Annotated in this window: 16 protein-coding genes; 6 read left to right on the plus strand and 10 right to left on the minus strand. The window is 67.4% G+C overall.

Annotated features, from left to right (window positions below; all coding sequences use genetic code 11):
* Window positions 1-21: 21 nt before the first annotated feature.
* Window positions 22-735, plus strand: coding sequence for a DedA family protein (locus DMC61_RS00675; protein WP_125686008.1), 714 nt, complete (start codon window positions 22-24; stop codon window positions 733-735).
* 597 nt (window positions 736-1,332) lie between these two features.
* Here DMC61_RS00675 and DMC61_RS00680 read toward each other — a convergent pair.
* Both DMC61_RS00680 and DMC61_RS00685 read right to left on the minus strand, forming a co-directional pair.
* Complete coding sequence (locus tag DMC61_RS00680; RefSeq protein WP_125686010.1) at window positions 1,333-2,721, minus strand: FAD-binding oxidoreductase; 1,389 nt, start codon at window positions 2,719-2,721, stop codon at window positions 1,333-1,335.
* A 19-nt stretch (window positions 2,722-2,740) separates the two neighbouring features.
* Window positions 2,741-4,225 (minus strand): MFS transporter, encoded by a 1,485-nt coding sequence (locus tag DMC61_RS00685; RefSeq protein ID WP_125686012.1) that lies wholly within the window; start codon window positions 4,223-4,225, stop codon window positions 2,741-2,743.
* A gap of 88 nt (window positions 4,226-4,313) precedes the next feature.
* On the opposite strand from DMC61_RS00685, the gene DMC61_RS00690 reads away from it, so the two are divergent.
* Window positions 4,314-4,841 (plus strand): TetR/AcrR family transcriptional regulator, encoded by a 528-nt coding sequence (locus tag DMC61_RS00690; protein ID WP_125686014.1) that lies wholly within the window; start codon window positions 4,314-4,316, stop codon window positions 4,839-4,841.
* 1 nt (window position 4,842) lies between these two features.
* On the opposite strand, the gene DMC61_RS00695 is transcribed toward DMC61_RS00690, so the two are convergent.
* Window positions 4,843-5,265 carry a PPOX class F420-dependent oxidoreductase gene (locus DMC61_RS00695; RefSeq protein ID WP_125686016.1) on the minus strand — a complete coding sequence of 141 codons (423 nt, stop codon included), beginning with the start codon at window positions 5,263-5,265 and terminating at the stop codon, window positions 4,843-4,845.
* A gap of 192 nt (window positions 5,266-5,457) precedes the next feature.
* Between DMC61_RS00695 and DMC61_RS00700 the strand changes: the two genes are divergently transcribed.
* The 3 genes from DMC61_RS00700 (at window position 5,458) to DMC61_RS00710 (ending at window position 9,062) form a co-directional block, all read left to right on the plus strand.
* Window positions 5,458-5,976, plus strand: coding sequence for a MarR family winged helix-turn-helix transcriptional regulator (locus DMC61_RS00700; RefSeq protein WP_125686018.1), 519 nt, complete (start codon window positions 5,458-5,460; stop codon window positions 5,974-5,976).
* Window positions 5,977-5,980: 4 nt separating this feature from the next.
* Window positions 5,981-8,242, plus strand: a complete 2,262-nt coding sequence (locus tag DMC61_RS00705) for an MFS transporter (RefSeq protein ID WP_125686020.1) — start codon at window positions 5,981-5,983, stop codon at window positions 8,240-8,242.
* Between the two features lie 151 nt (window positions 8,243-8,393).
* Entirely contained in the window at window positions 8,394-9,062 is a 669-nt protein-coding gene (locus tag DMC61_RS00710) for a DedA family protein (protein ID WP_016338115.1), read from the plus strand.
* Here DMC61_RS00710 and DMC61_RS00715 read toward each other — a convergent pair.
* The 7 genes from DMC61_RS00715 to DMC61_RS00745 form a co-directional block, all read right to left on the minus strand.
* The gene (locus tag DMC61_RS00715; RefSeq protein WP_016338116.1) at window positions 9,059-9,472 is read right to left on the minus strand and encodes a VOC family protein; all 414 of its coding nucleotides are present in this window, start codon (window positions 9,470-9,472) and stop codon (window positions 9,059-9,061) included. The genes DMC61_RS00710 and DMC61_RS00715 overlap by 4 nt on opposite strands.
* 185 nt (window positions 9,473-9,657) lie before the next feature.
* On the minus strand, window positions 9,658-10,404 hold the full coding sequence (locus tag DMC61_RS00720; protein ID WP_125686022.1) for an SDR family oxidoreductase: 747 nt from the start codon (window positions 10,402-10,404) through the stop codon (window positions 9,658-9,660).
* A 7-nt stretch (window positions 10,405-10,411) separates the two neighbouring features.
* On the minus strand, window positions 10,412-11,059 hold the full coding sequence (locus DMC61_RS00725) for a nucleoside/nucleotide kinase family protein (RefSeq protein ID WP_016338118.1): 648 nt from the start codon (window positions 11,057-11,059) through the stop codon (window positions 10,412-10,414).
* Window positions 11,056-11,925, minus strand: a complete 870-nt coding sequence (locus DMC61_RS00730) for a PfkB family carbohydrate kinase (RefSeq protein WP_125687052.1) — start codon at window positions 11,923-11,925, stop codon at window positions 11,056-11,058. Before DMC61_RS00730 ends, DMC61_RS00725 begins: the two co-directional genes overlap by 4 nt.
* A 5-nt stretch (window positions 11,926-11,930) precedes the next feature.
* Window positions 11,931-12,737, minus strand: coding sequence for an ATP-binding cassette domain-containing protein (locus DMC61_RS00735; RefSeq protein ID WP_125686024.1), 807 nt, complete (start codon window positions 12,735-12,737; stop codon window positions 11,931-11,933).
* A complete protein-coding gene (locus DMC61_RS00740) occupies window positions 12,734-13,723 on the minus strand; it encodes an ABC transporter permease (protein WP_016338121.1) in 990 nt (329 codons plus the stop codon). Before DMC61_RS00740 ends, DMC61_RS00735 begins: the two co-directional genes overlap by 4 nt.
* Window positions 13,720-14,736, minus strand: a complete 1,017-nt coding sequence (locus DMC61_RS00745; RefSeq protein WP_016338122.1) for a substrate-binding domain-containing protein — start codon at window positions 14,734-14,736, stop codon at window positions 13,720-13,722. The genes DMC61_RS00740 and DMC61_RS00745 overlap by 4 nt, the downstream gene beginning before the upstream one ends.
* Before the next feature lie 115 nt (window positions 14,737-14,851).
* Here DMC61_RS00745 and DMC61_RS00750 point away from each other — a divergent pair, with 115 nt between their 5' ends.
* Window positions 14,852-15,886, plus strand: a complete 1,035-nt coding sequence (locus DMC61_RS00750; RefSeq protein WP_125686027.1) for a LacI family DNA-binding transcriptional regulator — start codon at window positions 14,852-14,854, stop codon at window positions 15,884-15,886.
* The last annotated feature ends 13 nt before the right edge of the window (window positions 15,887-15,899 follow it).

Here is a 15,899-nt window from a genome sequence, read left to right on the forward strand (position 1 = left end):
TCACCCTGTACCGTTTTCGGTGTGATCCTGGCGCAGAACAACGTGACGACGATGGGCCTCCTGCCGGAGTGGCTGGACCCGCAGCACCTGCTGAGCGGGCTGACCGTTCCGGTCATCACCGTGCTCTGCCTGATCATCTTCATCGAGAGCAGCATCTTCCCGGTGCTGCCCGGTGACTCACTCCTGTTCACCGCGGGCCTGTTCATCGCGAACCGCTCGATCGAGGCGCCGCTGTGGCTGGTGTGCGTCCTGGTCACCGTCGCCGCGCTGCTCGGCAACGCGGTCGGTTACGGGCTCGGCTGGAAGATCGGCCCGTGGCTGTTCCGCAAGCCGGATTCGAAGTTCTTCAACCAGAAGTACGTGGACCAGACCCACGCGTTCCTGGAGAAGCACGGGCCGAAGGCGGTCGTGCTGGCGCGGTTCGTGCCGTTCGTGCGGACGTTCATCACCTGGATCGCCGGTATCGGCAAGATGGACCCGAAGAAGTACTTCGTCTACACCGTCGTCGGCGGCATCCTGTGGGCCGCCGGGATCACCGCGCTCGGCCACCTGCTCGGCGGGGTCGCGTTCATCCGCGACAACGTCGACGCGATCTTCATCCTGATCGTGCTGGTCTCGGTGGTGCCGATCGTGATCGAGTACCTCAAGGCGCGCCGCGAGAAGAAGCACGAAGCCGCCGCCGCCCCGGCCGCGGACATGGACGCGACGCAGCAGATCCCGCGCATCCGCGACTGACCCACTCCCGTGCCATGAACGATCCGTTCCTTGCAAATTTCGCAAGGAACGGACCGTTCATTGCATTCAGCGGGTGCCCGGGCGGGGGCGTGACCCGGCACCGCACTCGCGTGATCAGAGCCGTAACTCGCGTGATTGAAGACCGCACACACGAGTGCGGCCTCCGATCACGTGAGTTACGCGCCCAAGCACGCGAGTCGCGTCCCTGATCACGCGAGTCACACCTAGCGGACGTTTCACACACGCGTTAGCGGACGTTTCCCGCCTCGTGAGTGGTAGGGACGGTTCTATTGAGGGGTTGCCAAGGTGGCGTGATGGAGTCGGCGGCGCAAGCGGGCTCGCCACCGAGGCTTAGCACGCCCCCCAGACCGTCTAAAAAGGACACTTTTCGGGATCAAGGTGTCCGATTTGGCCTCTTTGAGTAGTATTGCCCCGGGGTCGTGAGTGGCGATGGTCGTTCTAACCCTCCTTGCCACTCACGACTCCCCGCGAAACCGGACTTACAGGCACAAAGCAGGCGTATCAAGGCCTCAGGCGGCACAACGCGCCACATTCGACCTACTCCTCAATGACTGTCTTTACCACTCACCCCGGCGCTCAGAGGGAGAACATCGAGCCCGGGTTGAAGAGGTTCTTCGGGTCCAGCGCCCGCTTGATCTGCCGGTGCACGCCGATGCCGACCTCGCCGATCTCCTTGGCCAGCCACTCGCGTTTGATCCGGCCGATGCCGTGTTCGCCGGTGACCGTCCCGCCCAGCGACAGGCTGACGTCGAGGATCGCGTCGAAGGCGACCCGCGCGCGGGCGAACTCCTCCTCGGAGTCGGGCGCGTAGACGATCGTCGGGTGCATGTTCCCGTCACCGGCGTGGCCCACGACGGCGATCCGCAGACCCACCTCTTCGCTGATCCGCTCGCAGCCGGCGATCAGTTCGGCGATACGCGTGCGCGGCACGCAGACGTCGTCGGTCAGCCAGACGCCGTACATCTCCAGCGCGGTGAGCACGACCCGCCGCGCCTGCAGCAGCATCTTGCCCTCTTCGAGATCTTCGGTGGCGTAGGCCAGATCCGCGCCGCAGTCGACGCAGATCTGTTCCAGCACCGCGAGTTCCTTCCGCGCGACCTCGCCGCCGGAGTCGGATTGTGCGAGTAGCAAGGCTTTGCAGTCCGAGCTCGTGCCGAGGTCGGTCTTGAGGTAGGCCTCGGCGGCCTTGATGGACGTCGCGTCCATGATCTCCATCAGCGACGGCACCAGGCCTTCACGCACGACGCGTGCGACGGCCTCGCCCGCCGCCTCCGTGCTGTTGAAGGCGGCGACGAGGGTGGAAGGCAGCTGCGGCAACGGTTTCAGCGCGACGGTCGCCTGCGTGATCACGCCGAGCGTGCCCTCACTGCCGACGAAGAGCCGCGCGAGGTCGTAGCCCGCCACGCCCTTCACCGTGCGGCGCCCGGTCTTCAGCAGTGAGCCGTCGGCGAGCACGACTTCCAGCCCCAGCACGGAATCCGTGGTGACGCCGTACTTCACGCAGCAGAGTCCACCGGCGTTGGTGGACAGGTTCCCGCCGATGGTGCACCAGTCGTAGCTGGACGGGTCCGGCGGATAGAACAGGCCGTGCTTCTCCACCGCGTTGCGGAAATCGAGGTTCACCACGCCGGGCTGCACGACGGCGAGCCGGTTGCCTTCGTCGATCTCGACGATCTGGTCGAGCTTCGTCAGCACCAGCACGACACAGCCGTCGATCGCGTTCGCGGCGCCGGACAGACCACTGCCGGCGCCGCGGGGCACGATCGGCACCTCGAACTCCGCGCAGGCCTTGACCACGGCCTGCACACCTTCCACGTCGGACGGCAGGACCACCGCGAGCGGCTTTCCGCTGGCGGCCAGCGGCATCATGTCGCGCGAGTAGGCGTCCGTGACGTCGGTGTCGGTGAGCACCGCGGCGTCGCCGAGCTGCTCGCGGAGGCGGGTGACCAGGCCATGGTTGTTCATACCCTCATCGTAGGCCCGATTAGCTCCGCACTGCGGAATTTTTTTTCCGATCTAGCAAAACGAAGGCCTGAACACCTGTATAGACGAGCACGGCCACGCCTGCCCATGCGGTGACGTGCATCCCCTGGGTGAAAGCCTCGCGAGCCGATTCCAGGAGCGACTGCCCCGCGGCGGGGTCGAGCTGCTGCGCGGTCGCGACCGCGCCGCCCAGCGTGTCCCGGGCGGACTCGGCCGTCCCCTCCGGCAGGCCGGACCGGTAGACCGCGGTCGCGACACTGCCGAGGATGGCCGTGCCGAGCGCGCCACCCAGCTCGAACCCGGTCTCGGAGATCGCCGAAGCGGCACCGGCCCGTTCGGCCGGAGCGGCCGAGATGACCAGGTCGTTCGTCAGCGTCTCCGACAGGGCGACACCGCCCCCGAGCAGCGTGAACGCCACCACGACGTACGCGAGTCCGCCGCCGGACGAAACCTGGGTCAAGGCCAGGAAACCGACCGCCGCGACTAGGAGACCACCACTGACCAGTAGGGAGACACGGATCCGTTTCGCGAGCCAGGCCGCGAGGAGCGCACCCACGATCCCGGCGACCGTCGCCGGCAGCATCCACAGCGCGGCGACGACCGGGCTCAGCCCGAGTACCAGCTGCAGGTACTGCGGCACCAGGAACAGCAGGCCGACCATGGCGAACACGCCGAGCATGTTCGTCACGACGGAGCCACTGAAGGCCCGGTTCGAGAACAGCTTCAGGTCGAGCATCGGCTCGTCGAGGCGGTTCTGCCTGCGGACGAACACGACACCGAGGCCGAGCCCGATCAGGACGCTGATCGCGGCCTTCACCGTGAAGCCGTGTTCGGCGACCAGCTTGATGCCGTAGACCACCGGCAGCATCGCGGCCAGCGACAGCAGCGCCGACAGCGGGTCGAAGCGACCCGGCTTCGGGTCACGCGCCTCCGGCAGCACGAACGGTCCGACGAGCAGCAGCACCAGCATCACCGGCACGTTGATGAGGAACACCGAGCCCCACCAGAAATGCTCCAGCAGCCAGCCGCCGAGCACCGGACCGAGCGCCATCCCGCCGGAGAACCCGGCGCTCCACACCGCGATCGCGATCCGGCGCTGCTTCGGGTCGACGAAGATGCTGCGGATCAGCGACAGCGTCGACGGCATCAGCGTCGCGCCACCGACGCCGAGCAGCGCCCTGGCGATGATCAGCATGAACGCGCTGGTCGAGAAGGCCGCGAGCACCGACGCGGCACCGAACGCCGCGGCGCCCATGAGCAGCAGCTTGCGACGGCCGATGCGGTCGCCGAGCGTGCCCATCAGGACCAGCAGGCCCGCCAGCATGAACGAGTAGATGTCGACGATCCACAACTGCTCCGCACCGGTGGGCGCCAGATCCTCGGACAGGAACGGCAGCGCGAATCCGAGCACCGTCATGTCCACGCTGATCAGCAGCACCGGAAGTACCAGTACCGCCAACGCCCACCACTGCTTGCGCCCCGCCATGGCGCACTCTCCTTAAGCTAAACCGTCCGGACGGTACAGTTACCGCCTCGTTCGAAGGTAGACCGTCCAGACGGTATAGTCAACTGATATGGCGAAGCCCACCGCGAAGGAACGCATCCTCGACTCGTACGAGGAGATCCTCATCGAGCAAGGTCCCGGCGGGGTCACCCTCGAGGCCGTCGCCGCGCATGCCGGGGTATCGAAGGGCGGCCTCCTCTACCACTTCGGTTCCAAGGAAGCCCTGGTCGAAGGCCTGATGGAACGTCTGGCCACGTTGTCGGAGGCGGATCTCGAAGAGGCGCAGAAGGCGCCCGAAGGCGTCGTCTCCTGGTATCTGCGGACGGCGATCACCGACGTCACCGAGCGCAAGGCACTGCACCGTACGACCATGGCGACGATCCGGATCATGCTCAACGAGCCCCGGGTCTCCGAGGTCGTGCAGGTCTACAACCAGAAGGTCCACGACCTGATCAGCGAGCACGTCGACGACCCGCTGACCGCCGAGCTGGTCATCCTGGTCGGCGACGGCCTCTATCTCCGGGCGGCGCTCGGCCGGGACGATGCAAGCCCTTTGCTCGACCGGATCGACGAGATCAAGGCCCGCATCGCCCGCTGACTCACATCTGGATCCCGTAGACGCGCTCGATCGGGATGGTCAGCAGCACCCGCTGGTCGGCGACCATGGCGTCGCGGAACTCGTCCCAGTCCGGGTGCTCGCCCCGGGCCCGCCGATAGTGGTCCACCAGCGCGTCGACGGTCGCGTCGTCACGCGAAGCGGCGGTCGGCGTGAGCACCGCCGGCCCCTCGACGACGACGTAGCCGTCGCCGCTCTCGGTCGAAACGTGGAACGTCGCCCGCGGATCGCGCCGCAGGTTCTTGGTCTTGGCCCGCGGCGCGGTGACCGAGATCAGGATCGCGCCCTCGTCCGCGTCGTAGAGGTAGTTGACGGTCGACAGCTGGGGCCGTCCGTCACGCTTGATGGTGGCGAGGGTGCCGAAGTTTCGACTGGCGAGGATCGCGTAGAGCGCGGAGTCGGTCATGACTCCATCAAAGCAAAAGTGCAGCTCAGGGCGAACCGGACAAACATGCACGAATAAATGTGCTTGCATGCGGCAACTAAAGTGTCATCCGACACACAACCTCGTTTTCTTCTTGCGAACCTCCCTTGAGAGGAACATCCTTGCTCTAGGCAACTAGTTGCAGTGACCAAGCAACCGGCGAGAGAGACCACCATGACACCCACGACACCCGGCACCAGGTCGAAGTCCGACCTCGACCTGGCCGACACCCTCGGGCACGAGCTCGTGCGGCTCGTCCGCCTGGTCAACCGGGCCAAGTCCCAGGTGTCCAAGCAGGGACCGGACGGCATCGAGCGGGCCGCGTACGCGATCCTCTTCTGCCTCATCCACGTCGGCCCCCAGCGGACCAGCAAACTCGCCGAGTTCCTGCACTCCGAGATCTCGACCATCAGCAGGCAGTCGAGCTCCCTCGTCCAGCACGGGCTGGTCGAACGCCTGGCCGACCCCGAAGACGGCCGCGCCTGCCTGCTCGCTCCGACAGCCGAAGGGCATCGGGTGTTCGAGGAGAACCGCAAGCAGCGGAACCAGTGGCTCGCCGAGGTGCTCAGCGACTGGTCCGACGACGACCGGAAGACCCTCAACTCGCTGTTCCACCGGCTGAACGACGACCTCGAAAAAACATCTCCACAGTTCGCCGACCCCGCGTCGGCGTCGAAGGCCAAGGGGGCCTGAAGCAATGAGTTCCACCGTAGAAAGTCCACCAGCCGTCCACGAAGACGGTCCCCGGCTCAGTCACCGTCAGATCGTCACGATCCTGATCGGCCTGATGTCGGGCATGTTCCTGGCCGCGCTCGACCAGACGATCGTGGGCACCTCGATCGTCCGGATCGCCAACGACCTCAACGGGTTCGACCTGCAGGCCTGGATCACCACGGCCTACCTGATCACCTCGACGATCGTCACGCCGATCTACGGCAAGCTGTCCGACATCTACGGGCGCAAGCCGTTCTACATCGCGGCGATCTCGATCTTCCTGGTCGGCTCGATCGCTTCGGCGTTCGCGACGTCGATGTACGAGCTGGCCGCGTTCCGCGCGATCCAGGGCCTCGGCGCCGGCGGTCTGATGTCGCTGGCGATGACGATCATGGGCGACATCGTGCCGCCGCGGGAACGCGCCCGCTACCAGGGCTACTTCCTCGCCGTGTTCGGTATCTCCACGGTGCTCGGCCCGGTGCTCGGCGGGTTCTTCGCCGACTTCGACAAGCTCGGCAGCGTCTTCGGCTACGACATCGCCGGCTGGCGCTGGGTGTTCCTGATCAACGTGCCGATCGCGATCGTCGCGCTGTTCGTGGTGGCCCGCGTGCTCAACGTGCCGCACCAGCGCCACGACCACAAGATCGACTGGTGGGGCGGGCTCGCGCTCGTCGTCGCCGTGGTGCCGTTCCTGATCGTCGCCGAGCAGGGCAACAAATGGGGCTGGGGCTCGCAGAACGCGATCATCTGCTACGTCATCGGCGGCATCGGCGTGATCGCCTTCATCTTCATCGAAAAGCTGATGAAGGACGCGGCGCTGATCCCGTTGCGGCTGTTCAAGAACTCGACCTTCACGGTCGCGATCGTCGGCGGCGTCATCGTCGGTGTCGCGATGTTCGGCGCGATCATGATGATCCCGCAGTACATGCAGGTGGTGCAGGAGTTCTCGCCGACCGAATCGGGTCTGCTGATGATCCCGCTGATGGCGGGCATCATGAGCGGTTCGATCATCTCGGGCCAGATCACCAGCAAGACCGGGCGCTACAAGGTGTTCCCGGTGGTCGGCACGCTGCTGATCGCGGCGGGCGCGTTCTTCTTCGCGCAGGTCGAGTACAACAGCGCGCTGTGGCACCCGCTGGTCGCGGCCGCGATCATCGGTCTCGGCCTCGGTGCCTGCATGCAGACGCTGATCATCGCGGTGCAGAACGCGGGCCCGCGCAGCGACATGGGTGTCTCGACCGCTTCGGCGACGTTCTTCCGGCAGATCGGTGGTACCGCCGGTGTCGCGGTGTTCCTGACGATCCTGTTCAACGTCCTGCCGGGCAACATCACCAAGGCGTTCGGCGGCAACCCGCCGAGCGGCCCCGGTGCGGCGGCGCTGGGCGACATCCAGTCGAACACGAGCGGTATCGCGAGCCTGCCCGAGGCCATCAAGACCCCGGTGCTGATCGGCTTCACCGAGTCGATCACCACGGTGTTCTACGTGGCGGGCGCGGTCGCGCTGCTGGCGACGCTGGTGCTGATGTTCATGAAGGAGATCCCGCTGCTCGGCGGCTCGGCTCCTTCGGCGGCTTCGGCTCTCGAAGGCGGCGAAGCACTCCTCGAAGAGGAAGACGTGCCTACCGAAACGGCTTCCGAGAAGACCGTGGTGACCGCGCCCGTCGAGCCTGGCAAGCACGCGCTGACCAACGGGAACGGGGCTTACCGGGCGGGATCCGCGCAGATCAGCGGGCACGTCCGCCGGGACGACGCCACGAACGTCGCGGGGGCGGCGCTGACCCTGATCGACCACAACGGCAATCAGGTGGCCAGGACGCACACGAACGAGAACGGCGTCTACTCGTTCGCCGGCATCGTGGGCGGGCGGTACACGATCGTCGCCAGCGGCCGCTGGTTCCGGCCGGTCGCGGCGACGCTGACCGCCACCGGGGCCGGGGTGCTGCGCCACGACTTCGAACTGGTCAGCACGATCCTGCTGAGCGGGGTCGCGCGCACCGACGGGGACCGGGTGGTGCCGGACGCGCGGATCACCGTGCTCGACGCCTCGGGCGGCGTGGCCGCCGTGGCGAGGACCGACGCGGAGGGCAATTACACGGTCAGCGACCTGCCCGCCGGGACCTACACGGTGATCGCCAGCGGCTACCCGCCCGCGACCAGCCGGGTGGAGCTGCTGGGCGGTGACCAGGCGGAACACGATGTCCGGCTGAGCTACGACCAGGCGCTGGACGAGCTCGTCGAGCACTAGTCGCCAACGCTATGAACGGTCCGTTCCTTGCAAATTTTGCAAGGAACGGACCGTTCATAGCACTTGGAGAAGGCGTGACAGGGACAGTCAAGACACCCCGATTCCACCGTTCGGTGAAGTGCGGTTCCCCGAGTACACGTAGGCTCGCGTCGTGAGTGAGGTGTACACCGAGGCCGCGGGCATCGGGGTGAGCTGGCTCGACACCGCCGGACCGGTGCTCGTCTGGGTGATCGTGCTGAGCTTCATCTTCGTGGAGTGCGCGCTGATCATCGGGCTGTTCCTGCCCGGCGACTCCCTGCTGTTCGCGGCCGGAGTCGTCCTCGCGCAGCACGGCTCCGACCTGAACGCGTGGCTGCTCTCCGCCGCCGCGCTGCTCGTCGCGATCCTCGGCAACCAAGTCGGCTATTACATCGGCCGGACCACGGGCACGAAACTGATCGCCCGCCGCGGCGGCAAGGTGCTGAACCGGCACAACCTCGACCGTGCCAGGGCCTTCCTGGATCGCAAGGGTTTCTTCGCCATCGTCGCCGCGCGCTGGATCCCGTGGATCCGCACGCTGGCGCCGCTCATCGCGGGGACCGCGCGGATGGATCCGCGCCGGTTCGCCCTCGCGACGGCGCTCGGCGGGCTGCTCTGGGTGCCGACGCTGGTGCTGCTCGGCTACTACGGCGCCGGCCTGCTGGACCAGCTGCCGTGGGTCAAGACGGCGGCCTTGTGGATCAGTGTCGCGTTCTTCGTGGTGGGCACGGCCTACGGCGTGATCCGCTACCGCCAGGAAATGCGGCGGCCCGCCGAAGAGCCGGAACAGAGCACGCCTTAAACCTCGGGGTCCGCCCAGATCTCCAGCTGGATCCCGTCGGGGTCGCGGAACACGATGACCGACGAGCCTTCCAGGGTCCGCGATCCCTTCGACGGCGAATGGACGACGCCGTATTCCGAGAGCCGCGCTTCCCATTCGGCCAGCTCCGACCGCGACGAGACCTTGAACGCCACGTGGTCCAGACCTGTCCGCCGTTCGTCGAACCGCGGCCGTTCGGTGTCCTGGTGCTCGACGAGAACCACGGCGAAACCTTCGCTCGGTGACCTGAGCACGACCTTCCGCAGTCCCGTCTCCGGGTCTTCGCGACGCGTGAACTCCTCGAGTTCGAGCACACGGGCGTACCAGGGCACGCTCCGGTCCACATCGGTCACGGTGAGTGCCAGGTGGTGCACAGACATGAGCTTGGACATCGGGGATGACCGTCCTGATCAAGAAGCTTGGGGGCGCCACCAGGGTGACACAGGCGCCTCGGGCCACGAGGTGATCCGCCGACTTCCCACATGAATCGTGATATCCGCCGGGAAACAGTGTTAATAATTGACCGAACCGCACGCGGACCCGATATCGCCCTGTGACCGGTCCGTGGCCCCGGGTGTCAACGTCCTCCGCCGACGGTCAACACGGTCCCGGTGGTGTACGACGCCGCCGGGGAAAGCAGCCACAGCACGGCTTCCGCGACTTCGGCGGGTTCGCCCGCCCGTCCCATCGGGATGGTGGGGGCGATCCGGTCCATGCGGTCGGGCATTCCCGCCGCGGCGTGCAATCCGGTGTGGATCATCCCTGGTGCGACGGCGTTCACCCGGACGGATTCTTTCGCTACTTCTTGCGCCACGCCATAGGTCATCGTTTCCACCGCCGCCTTGGTGCCCGCGTAGTGGACCCATTCCCCGGGCGAACCGGTCCGCGCGGCGGTGGAGGACAGCGTCACGATCGCGCCGCCGTCACCGCCGTACCGGGTGGACATCCGGCGGATGCCCTCGCGGACGCACAGGAAGACACCCGTGATGTTGACATCGACGACACGACGGACGACGTCGACCTCGTATTCGTCGAACCTGCCGGGGGTGTTGCCGGTGATGGCCGCGTTCGCGACCACCCCGGCGAGCGGGCCGAGTGCGACGGCGGCGTCGAACAGGGCCACCACGTCGTCTTCGGACGCGACGTCGCCGCGGCGGGTGATCGCCTGCACGCCGTGCTTCCGGACGCGCGAAGCGACGTCTTCGGCCGCTTCGGCGTCACCCGCGTAGTTGACGACGACGTCGTATCCGCGCGCGGCGGCCAGTTCGCAGACCGCCGCGCCGATGCCCTTGCTTCCGCCGGTGACGACGAGAACCCCAGTCATGACCGGATCATATGGCGAAGTTGACCAGCGGCAGATTCTCGAGGACCAGGTCGGCCCGGCCGCTGGTGGACGCGATCAGATCGGCGTTGCGCTGATCGGAACCGAGCGCGCGGCGACGCGCCTCGACCAGCGAACGGCCGTAGCGGCGGTGCCGCGAGACGAGCCGCTCGATGCGCTCGGGTTCGTCCGGCGCGAGGAACCACGACTCGGCGAGGATCGGCTTCACGCCACTCCACGGGTCGTCCTGCATGAGCAGGTAGTTGCCCTCGGTGATGACCAGCGGGACGTCCGGCGTGACCGCGACGGCGCCGGCGATCGGCTCCTCGATCTCCCGGCGGAACTCGGGCGCGTAGACCGTCTCGCGGCCTTCGGCGAGCCTGCGCAGCAAGTGCACGTACCCGGCGGCGTCGAAGGTGTCGGGCGCGCCCTTGCGCTCCACCCGCCCGAGCCGCTGCAGTTCGACCTGCGCCAGGTGGAACCCGTCCATCCCGACCACGGCCGCCCTCGTGCCCAGCGCCTTCGCCAGGCCCCAGGCCAGTGTCGTCTTGCCGGACGCGGGGGCGCCGACGATGCCGAGCACACTGCGCTGTCCCGGCTTCGCCAGCGTCTGAGCCCTGCTCAACAGGTCCTCGAACACCGGAGGCATGGCACTCATGGCTGTCCTTCTCCCATCTTCGCGACCGCGGCCGTCCACGACCTCGGTCCTTCATGCCGCACCCGTTCGGCGGCCACCTCGTTGGCGAACCCGATCCAGCCCGGGACATCCCCTGTGCCCCTGGCGACCGCGTACGCGAAAGCTCCGTGCCAGACGTCGCCCGCGCCCAGCGTGTCACGCGCTCGGGTGACGGGAACGGGAACCGCACCGGATCGATCCGTCGTCGACCAGCGGACCGGCTCGGGTCCGGCGGTGGTGATGACCACCGGCACGCCGTGCCCGCGCGGATCGTCCCCCCGGTACAGCGACGAGCACGCGGCGACGTCGACCAGCGGGAGGAGTTCGGGGAAGACCGGCTTCCAGCTCCCGGCGTCGAGCACCACGGGCACCTTCCGCTCCCGCGCCCAGCGCGCGACCGCCAGCGCGACCTCCGGATGGTGCCCGTCCAGGAGCACACACCCGGGCATTTCGTCCTCTGAATGCGGTAGTTGCGCGTGCAAGGACCGCATCGAGAGGACGAAACGCGAGGAAGCGTGGGCGTTGCGCGAGACGACGGTGCGTTCCCCGTCGGAGTCACGGACGACGATGGCGCTGATCGCGGGTGGATCCGGGCGTTCGGGATCGAGGTCGACCAGGTCGACGCCGTGCGCTTCGAGGTCGGCGCGGGCGAGTGCCGCCAGCGGATGCGCACCGGCGACCGTCAGCAACGTCGCCCCGGCACCGAGCGCGGCCACGGTCACCGCCGCGTTCGTCGCCGGCCCCCCGGCGGCGACGTCCATCGACAGCGAGCGCACCTTTTCGCCCGGCGCCGGGATCTCGGCGACGCGCTGGATCTGGTCGACGGTGCACAGGCCCGCCAGCAGCACCTTCACTACAGGCCCGTGTGGACGGCTGAAGCGACCTCTTCGACCTCGCCGTTCTCACCGATCTTCAGCGCACCCGTGAGCAGGCCGACGACCTGGTTCATAGTGTGCGTCTTCGGCGAGACGACCGCGACCCGCTTGCCGAGGCGGTGCACGTGGATGCGGTCGGCGATGTCGAACACGTGCGGCATGTTGTGGCTGATCAGCACCACCGGCAGGCCGCGTTCACGGATGCGGTTGATCAGGTCGAGCACCTTGCCCGACTCGGCGACGCCGAGCGCGGCGGTGGGTTCGTCCATGATCACCGCCTTGGTGCCGAACGCCGCCGCCCGCGCGACCGCGACACCTTGGCGCTGCCCGCCGGACAACGTCTCCACCGGCTGCGTGATGGACTTGATGTTGATACCGAGCTCGTCCAGGATCCGCTGCGCGTCGGACCGCATCGTCGCGGTGTCCAGCTTCCGGAACAGCTGACCGAACAGGTCCGTGCGCCGCTTTTCCCGGCCGAGGAACATGTTCGACGCGATGTCGAGCGCGGGCGCGACGGCGAGATCCTGATACACAGTCTCGATCCCGTAGTGCCGAGCGTCCAAAGGGGACTTGAAGTGGACAGTTTGACCGTCCACTTTGATCTCACCGGCGTCGGGGATCACCGCGCCCGAAAGGGCTTTGATGAGGCTCGACTTCCCGGCGCCGTTGTCGCCGACGACGGCGAGCACTTCACCGGGGAACAGCTCGAAGTCGGCGCCGTCGATGGCGGTGACCCGGCCGTAGCGTTTGACCAGTCCCTGAGCGGACAACGTGGGCGTCGTCATGACTGCTGCCTCCTCGCGAACCGGTCGACGCAGACCGCGCCGATGAGCAGGGCGCCGGTGGCGACGTCCTGGTAGAGCGCGTCCACCCCGAGCTGGGTCAGCCCGGACCGCAGGACCGCGACGACCAGCGCGCCCATCATCGTGCCGAGTACCGAACCCCGGCCGCCGAACAGGCTCGCGCCGCCCAGCACCACCGCGGTGATGGAGTCGAGGTTGCCGAGCTGGAAGGCGTTCGGGTCGGCGTTCGGCACGCGGCCGAGCGCCTGCCAGGCGGCGATCCCGACGATCACCCCGGCGACGATGTACACCGAAAGGATCGTGCGGTTGACCTTGATCCCGGACAGCCGCGCGGATTCCGGCGCGTTGCCGACCGCGTAGACGTGCTTGCCCCACGGCGTCCGCGTGAGCGCGTACCAAAGTCCCAGGTACATCAGCAAAGCGAGCGTCATGCCGTAGGTGATCGGGATGCCGCCGAAGAGGTACCGGCGGGTGCCGAGCCATTTGAGCAGTTCGTCGGCGACCGGGACGGCCTGCCCGCTCGCGAACAGCTTCGCGGCCGCGGTGAGCACGGTCAGCAGACCGAGCGTGACGATGAACGGCGGCAGCTTGATCCGGGTGACCAGCGAACCGGTGACCATCCCGATCACCACCGTCGCCACGATTCCCAGCAGCAGCGCCCAGATCCCGGAAACACCGCCGACCACGAGCTTCGCCATGATCAGCGTCGCGAGCACCATCGCGGCCGCGTTGGCCAGGTCGATCCCCGCGGTCAGGATGATCAGCGTCTGCCCGAGCGCGAGCGTGCCGATCACCAGGGACTGTTGCACCACAAGGGAAAGGTTGTCGAGGTCGAGGAAGGTGTCGGTCGACAGCGAGAACACCACGATCGCGACGAGCAGGGCCAGCGCGGGCCCGACGGCGGGCGCGCGCAGGAAGAACTCACCGATCGACGGTCGTTCGTTGCCTTTGAGAGTCGCAGTGGTCATTTCGTCCCCCAGCAGTTCTCGAGGCCCCACTTGCTGTCCTGGCTTTCCACCCCGGGGATCGGCTTGTCGGTGATCACCGCGGAACCGGTGTTCACGAACCCGCTCGGCTTCTTCCCGGTCTTGGCGTATTCGACGGCGGCGAGAACGCCCTGCTCGGCCATCTTCTTGGGGAACTGCATGACCGTCGCGGCGTACTGGCCGTCGCGCACGTTCTTGACGCCTTCGCAGCCACCGTCGATCGAGCCCATCACGATCCGGTCAACCAGGCCGCGGGCCTGGAGCGCGGCGTACGTGCCGCGGCCCATCGGCTCGTTCATCGTGTAGACGGCGTTGATGTCGGTGGTGCGCTGCAGCAGGTTCTCGACGCCTTGCTGCGCAAGACTCTGGTCGCCGTTCGCGGGAGTCTTGCCCTTGATCTCCGGCGACGCGTCGGTCAGCCCGATGCCCTTGAGGAACCCGGTGTGCCGCTGGGTGTCCACTGTGGACCCGGCGGTGCCGTCCACCATGAACAGCTTCGGCGGCTTGCCCGCCAGCGCGGCCTTGACGTACGCGCCCTGCTGACGTCCGGCCTCGAAGTTGTCCGTGGCGAAGGTGGCGTCGACGGCGGTGGCCGGTTCGGTCGCCGTGTCGAGCGCGATGACCAGCACTCCCGCCTTGCGGGCGCGGTCGATGGCGTCGAGGACGCCGGTCGAGGAACTCGGCGTGATCAGGATGGTGTTCGCACCCTGCTGCATGAGGTTCTCGATGGCCCGGACCTGACCGTCGTTGTCGCCGTCGAACTGGCCGGCGAGCGCGCTGAACTCCGCGCCGTTGGCCTCGGCGGCGGCCTTGGCGGCCGCTCTCAGCTCCACGAAGTAGGGATTGGTGTCGGTCTTGGTGACCAGGCCGACCTTGGCCTTGCCACCGCCGCCTGCGTTCGAGCCGCCACCCCAGTGGCGTTCGACGGTGCACCCGGCCGACGTCACCGCAAGTGCGGCGGCCATCGCGAGCGCGGCGAGACTGCGCTGTCTCATGGGGGATGCCCTCCGATTCAAGGCTGTCCGTGATGGACCGGAAGGTAGACAGGGTTATGCTCAGTCGCAAGCGTTTGCGCAAACGCTTGCCAGCTGACTTCACCGAGGATTGGTAATGCCGCCGTCTCGCTCGTCCCGCCCCACCCAACGCGACATCGCCGAGCTGGCGGGAGTCTCGATCACCACCGTTTCCCACGTGGTCAACGGGACGAGGGCGGTGGCCGAGGACACCAAGCTGGCGGTGCTGCGCGCGATCGAGCAGACCGGCTACACGGGTGACGCCATCGCCCGTTCGCTGGTGACCGGCGGGACGAGGTCGATCGGCGTCGCGATCTCCCTGATCGCGAACCCGTACTTCGCCGTGCTGATCCAGGCGATCGAGCGCGAAGCCGCCTCGGCCGGCTACACGGTCTTGCTCGCGGACACGCACGACACCGTCGACACCGAGCGTGAGACCGTGCGAACGCTACGTTCGCGCCGGGTCGACGGGCTGCTGATCACGCCGTCGCCGGGCGACGGTTCGGTGATCGGCGAGCTCGTCTCGCTCGACGTCCCGACCGTGCTGATCGACCGGCTCTCCACGCGGACCGACGTCGACCAGGTCGGCGCGGAGAACATCCAATCGACGTCGGCGCTCACGGCGCATCTGGCGTCGCTCGGGCATCAGCGGATCGGCATGATCAGCGGCACAGCCGGGCTGAGCACCAGCGAGGAGCGGATCCTCGGCTACCGGCTGGGGCTCGGGCGCTCGGGTTTGACCTGGTCGGAGGACCTGGTCGCGTGCGGGCAGTCTTCGCAGGCCGGTGGCGCCCTCGCGCTGAGCACGCTGCTCGCGCTGCCGGAGCCGCCGACGGCGCTCGTGGTCGCCAACGACACCATGATGGTCGGGGTGCTGCACGAGTTGCGGCGGCGTGGCCTGCGCGCGGGAGTCGACCTACCGGTGGTGGTCTACGACGACGTCGAATGGGCCGATCTGGTGGATCCGCCGCTGACCACGATGGCCCAGCCGATCGAGGAGATAGGCACACAGGCGGTGCGCCTGTTGCTGGCCCGCATCAACGATCCGGCACGCAAGGCCCAGACGATGCGGATTCCGCCTACGCTCCGCCATCGTGCGTCCTGCGGATGCGCTCTCGTTCACTCACATTGATGATTGTTGGGCG

The organism is Amycolatopsis sp. WAC 04169, assembly GCF_003947535.1.
Taxonomy (GTDB): Bacteria; Actinomycetota; Actinomycetes; order Mycobacteriales; family Pseudonocardiaceae; genus Amycolatopsis; species Amycolatopsis keratiniphila.

What these genes read in the sequence shown, in the direction of transcription:
- DMC61_RS00680 (WP_125686010.1), bottom strand. Translation starts at nt 2,721, where the DNA reads ATGAACAACCATGGCCTGGTCACCCGCCTCCGCGAGCAGCTCGGCGAC.
- DMC61_RS00685 (WP_125686012.1), bottom strand. Translation starts at nt 4,225, where the DNA reads ATGGCGGGGCGCAAGCAGTGGTGGGCGTTGGCGGTACTGGTACTTCCG.
- DMC61_RS00690 (WP_125686014.1), top strand. Translation starts at nt 4,314, where the DNA reads ATGGCGAAGCCCACCGCGAAGGAACGCATCCTCGACTCGTACGAGGAG.
- DMC61_RS00695 (WP_125686016.1), bottom strand. Translation starts at nt 5,265, where the DNA reads ATGACCGACTCCGCGCTCTACGCGATCCTCGCCAGTCGAAACTTCGGC.
- DMC61_RS00700 (WP_125686018.1), top strand. Translation starts at nt 5,458, where the DNA reads ATGACACCCACGACACCCGGCACCAGGTCGAAGTCCGACCTCGACCTG.
- DMC61_RS00705 (WP_125686020.1), top strand. Translation starts at nt 5,981, where the DNA reads ATGAGTTCCACCGTAGAAAGTCCACCAGCCGTCCACGAAGACGGTCCC.
- DMC61_RS00715 (WP_016338116.1), bottom strand. Translation starts at nt 9,472, where the DNA reads ATGTCCAAGCTCATGTCTGTGCACCACCTGGCACTCACCGTGACCGAT.
- DMC61_RS00720 (WP_125686022.1), bottom strand. Translation starts at nt 10,404, where the DNA reads ATGACTGGGGTTCTCGTCGTCACCGGCGGAAGCAAGGGCATCGGCGCG.
- DMC61_RS00725 (WP_016338118.1), bottom strand. Translation starts at nt 11,059, where the DNA reads ATGAGTGCCATGCCTCCGGTGTTCGAGGACCTGTTGAGCAGGGCTCAG.
- DMC61_RS00735 (WP_125686024.1), bottom strand. Translation starts at nt 12,737, where the DNA reads ATGACGACGCCCACGTTGTCCGCTCAGGGACTGGTCAAACGCTACGGC.
- DMC61_RS00740 (WP_016338121.1), bottom strand. Translation starts at nt 13,723, where the DNA reads ATGACCACTGCGACTCTCAAAGGCAACGAACGACCGTCGATCGGTGAG.
- DMC61_RS00745 (WP_016338122.1), bottom strand. Translation starts at nt 14,736, where the DNA reads ATGAGACAGCGCAGTCTCGCCGCGCTCGCGATGGCCGCCGCACTTGCG.
- DMC61_RS00750 (WP_125686027.1), top strand. Translation starts at nt 14,852, where the DNA reads ATGCCGCCGTCTCGCTCGTCCCGCCCCACCCAACGCGACATCGCCGAG.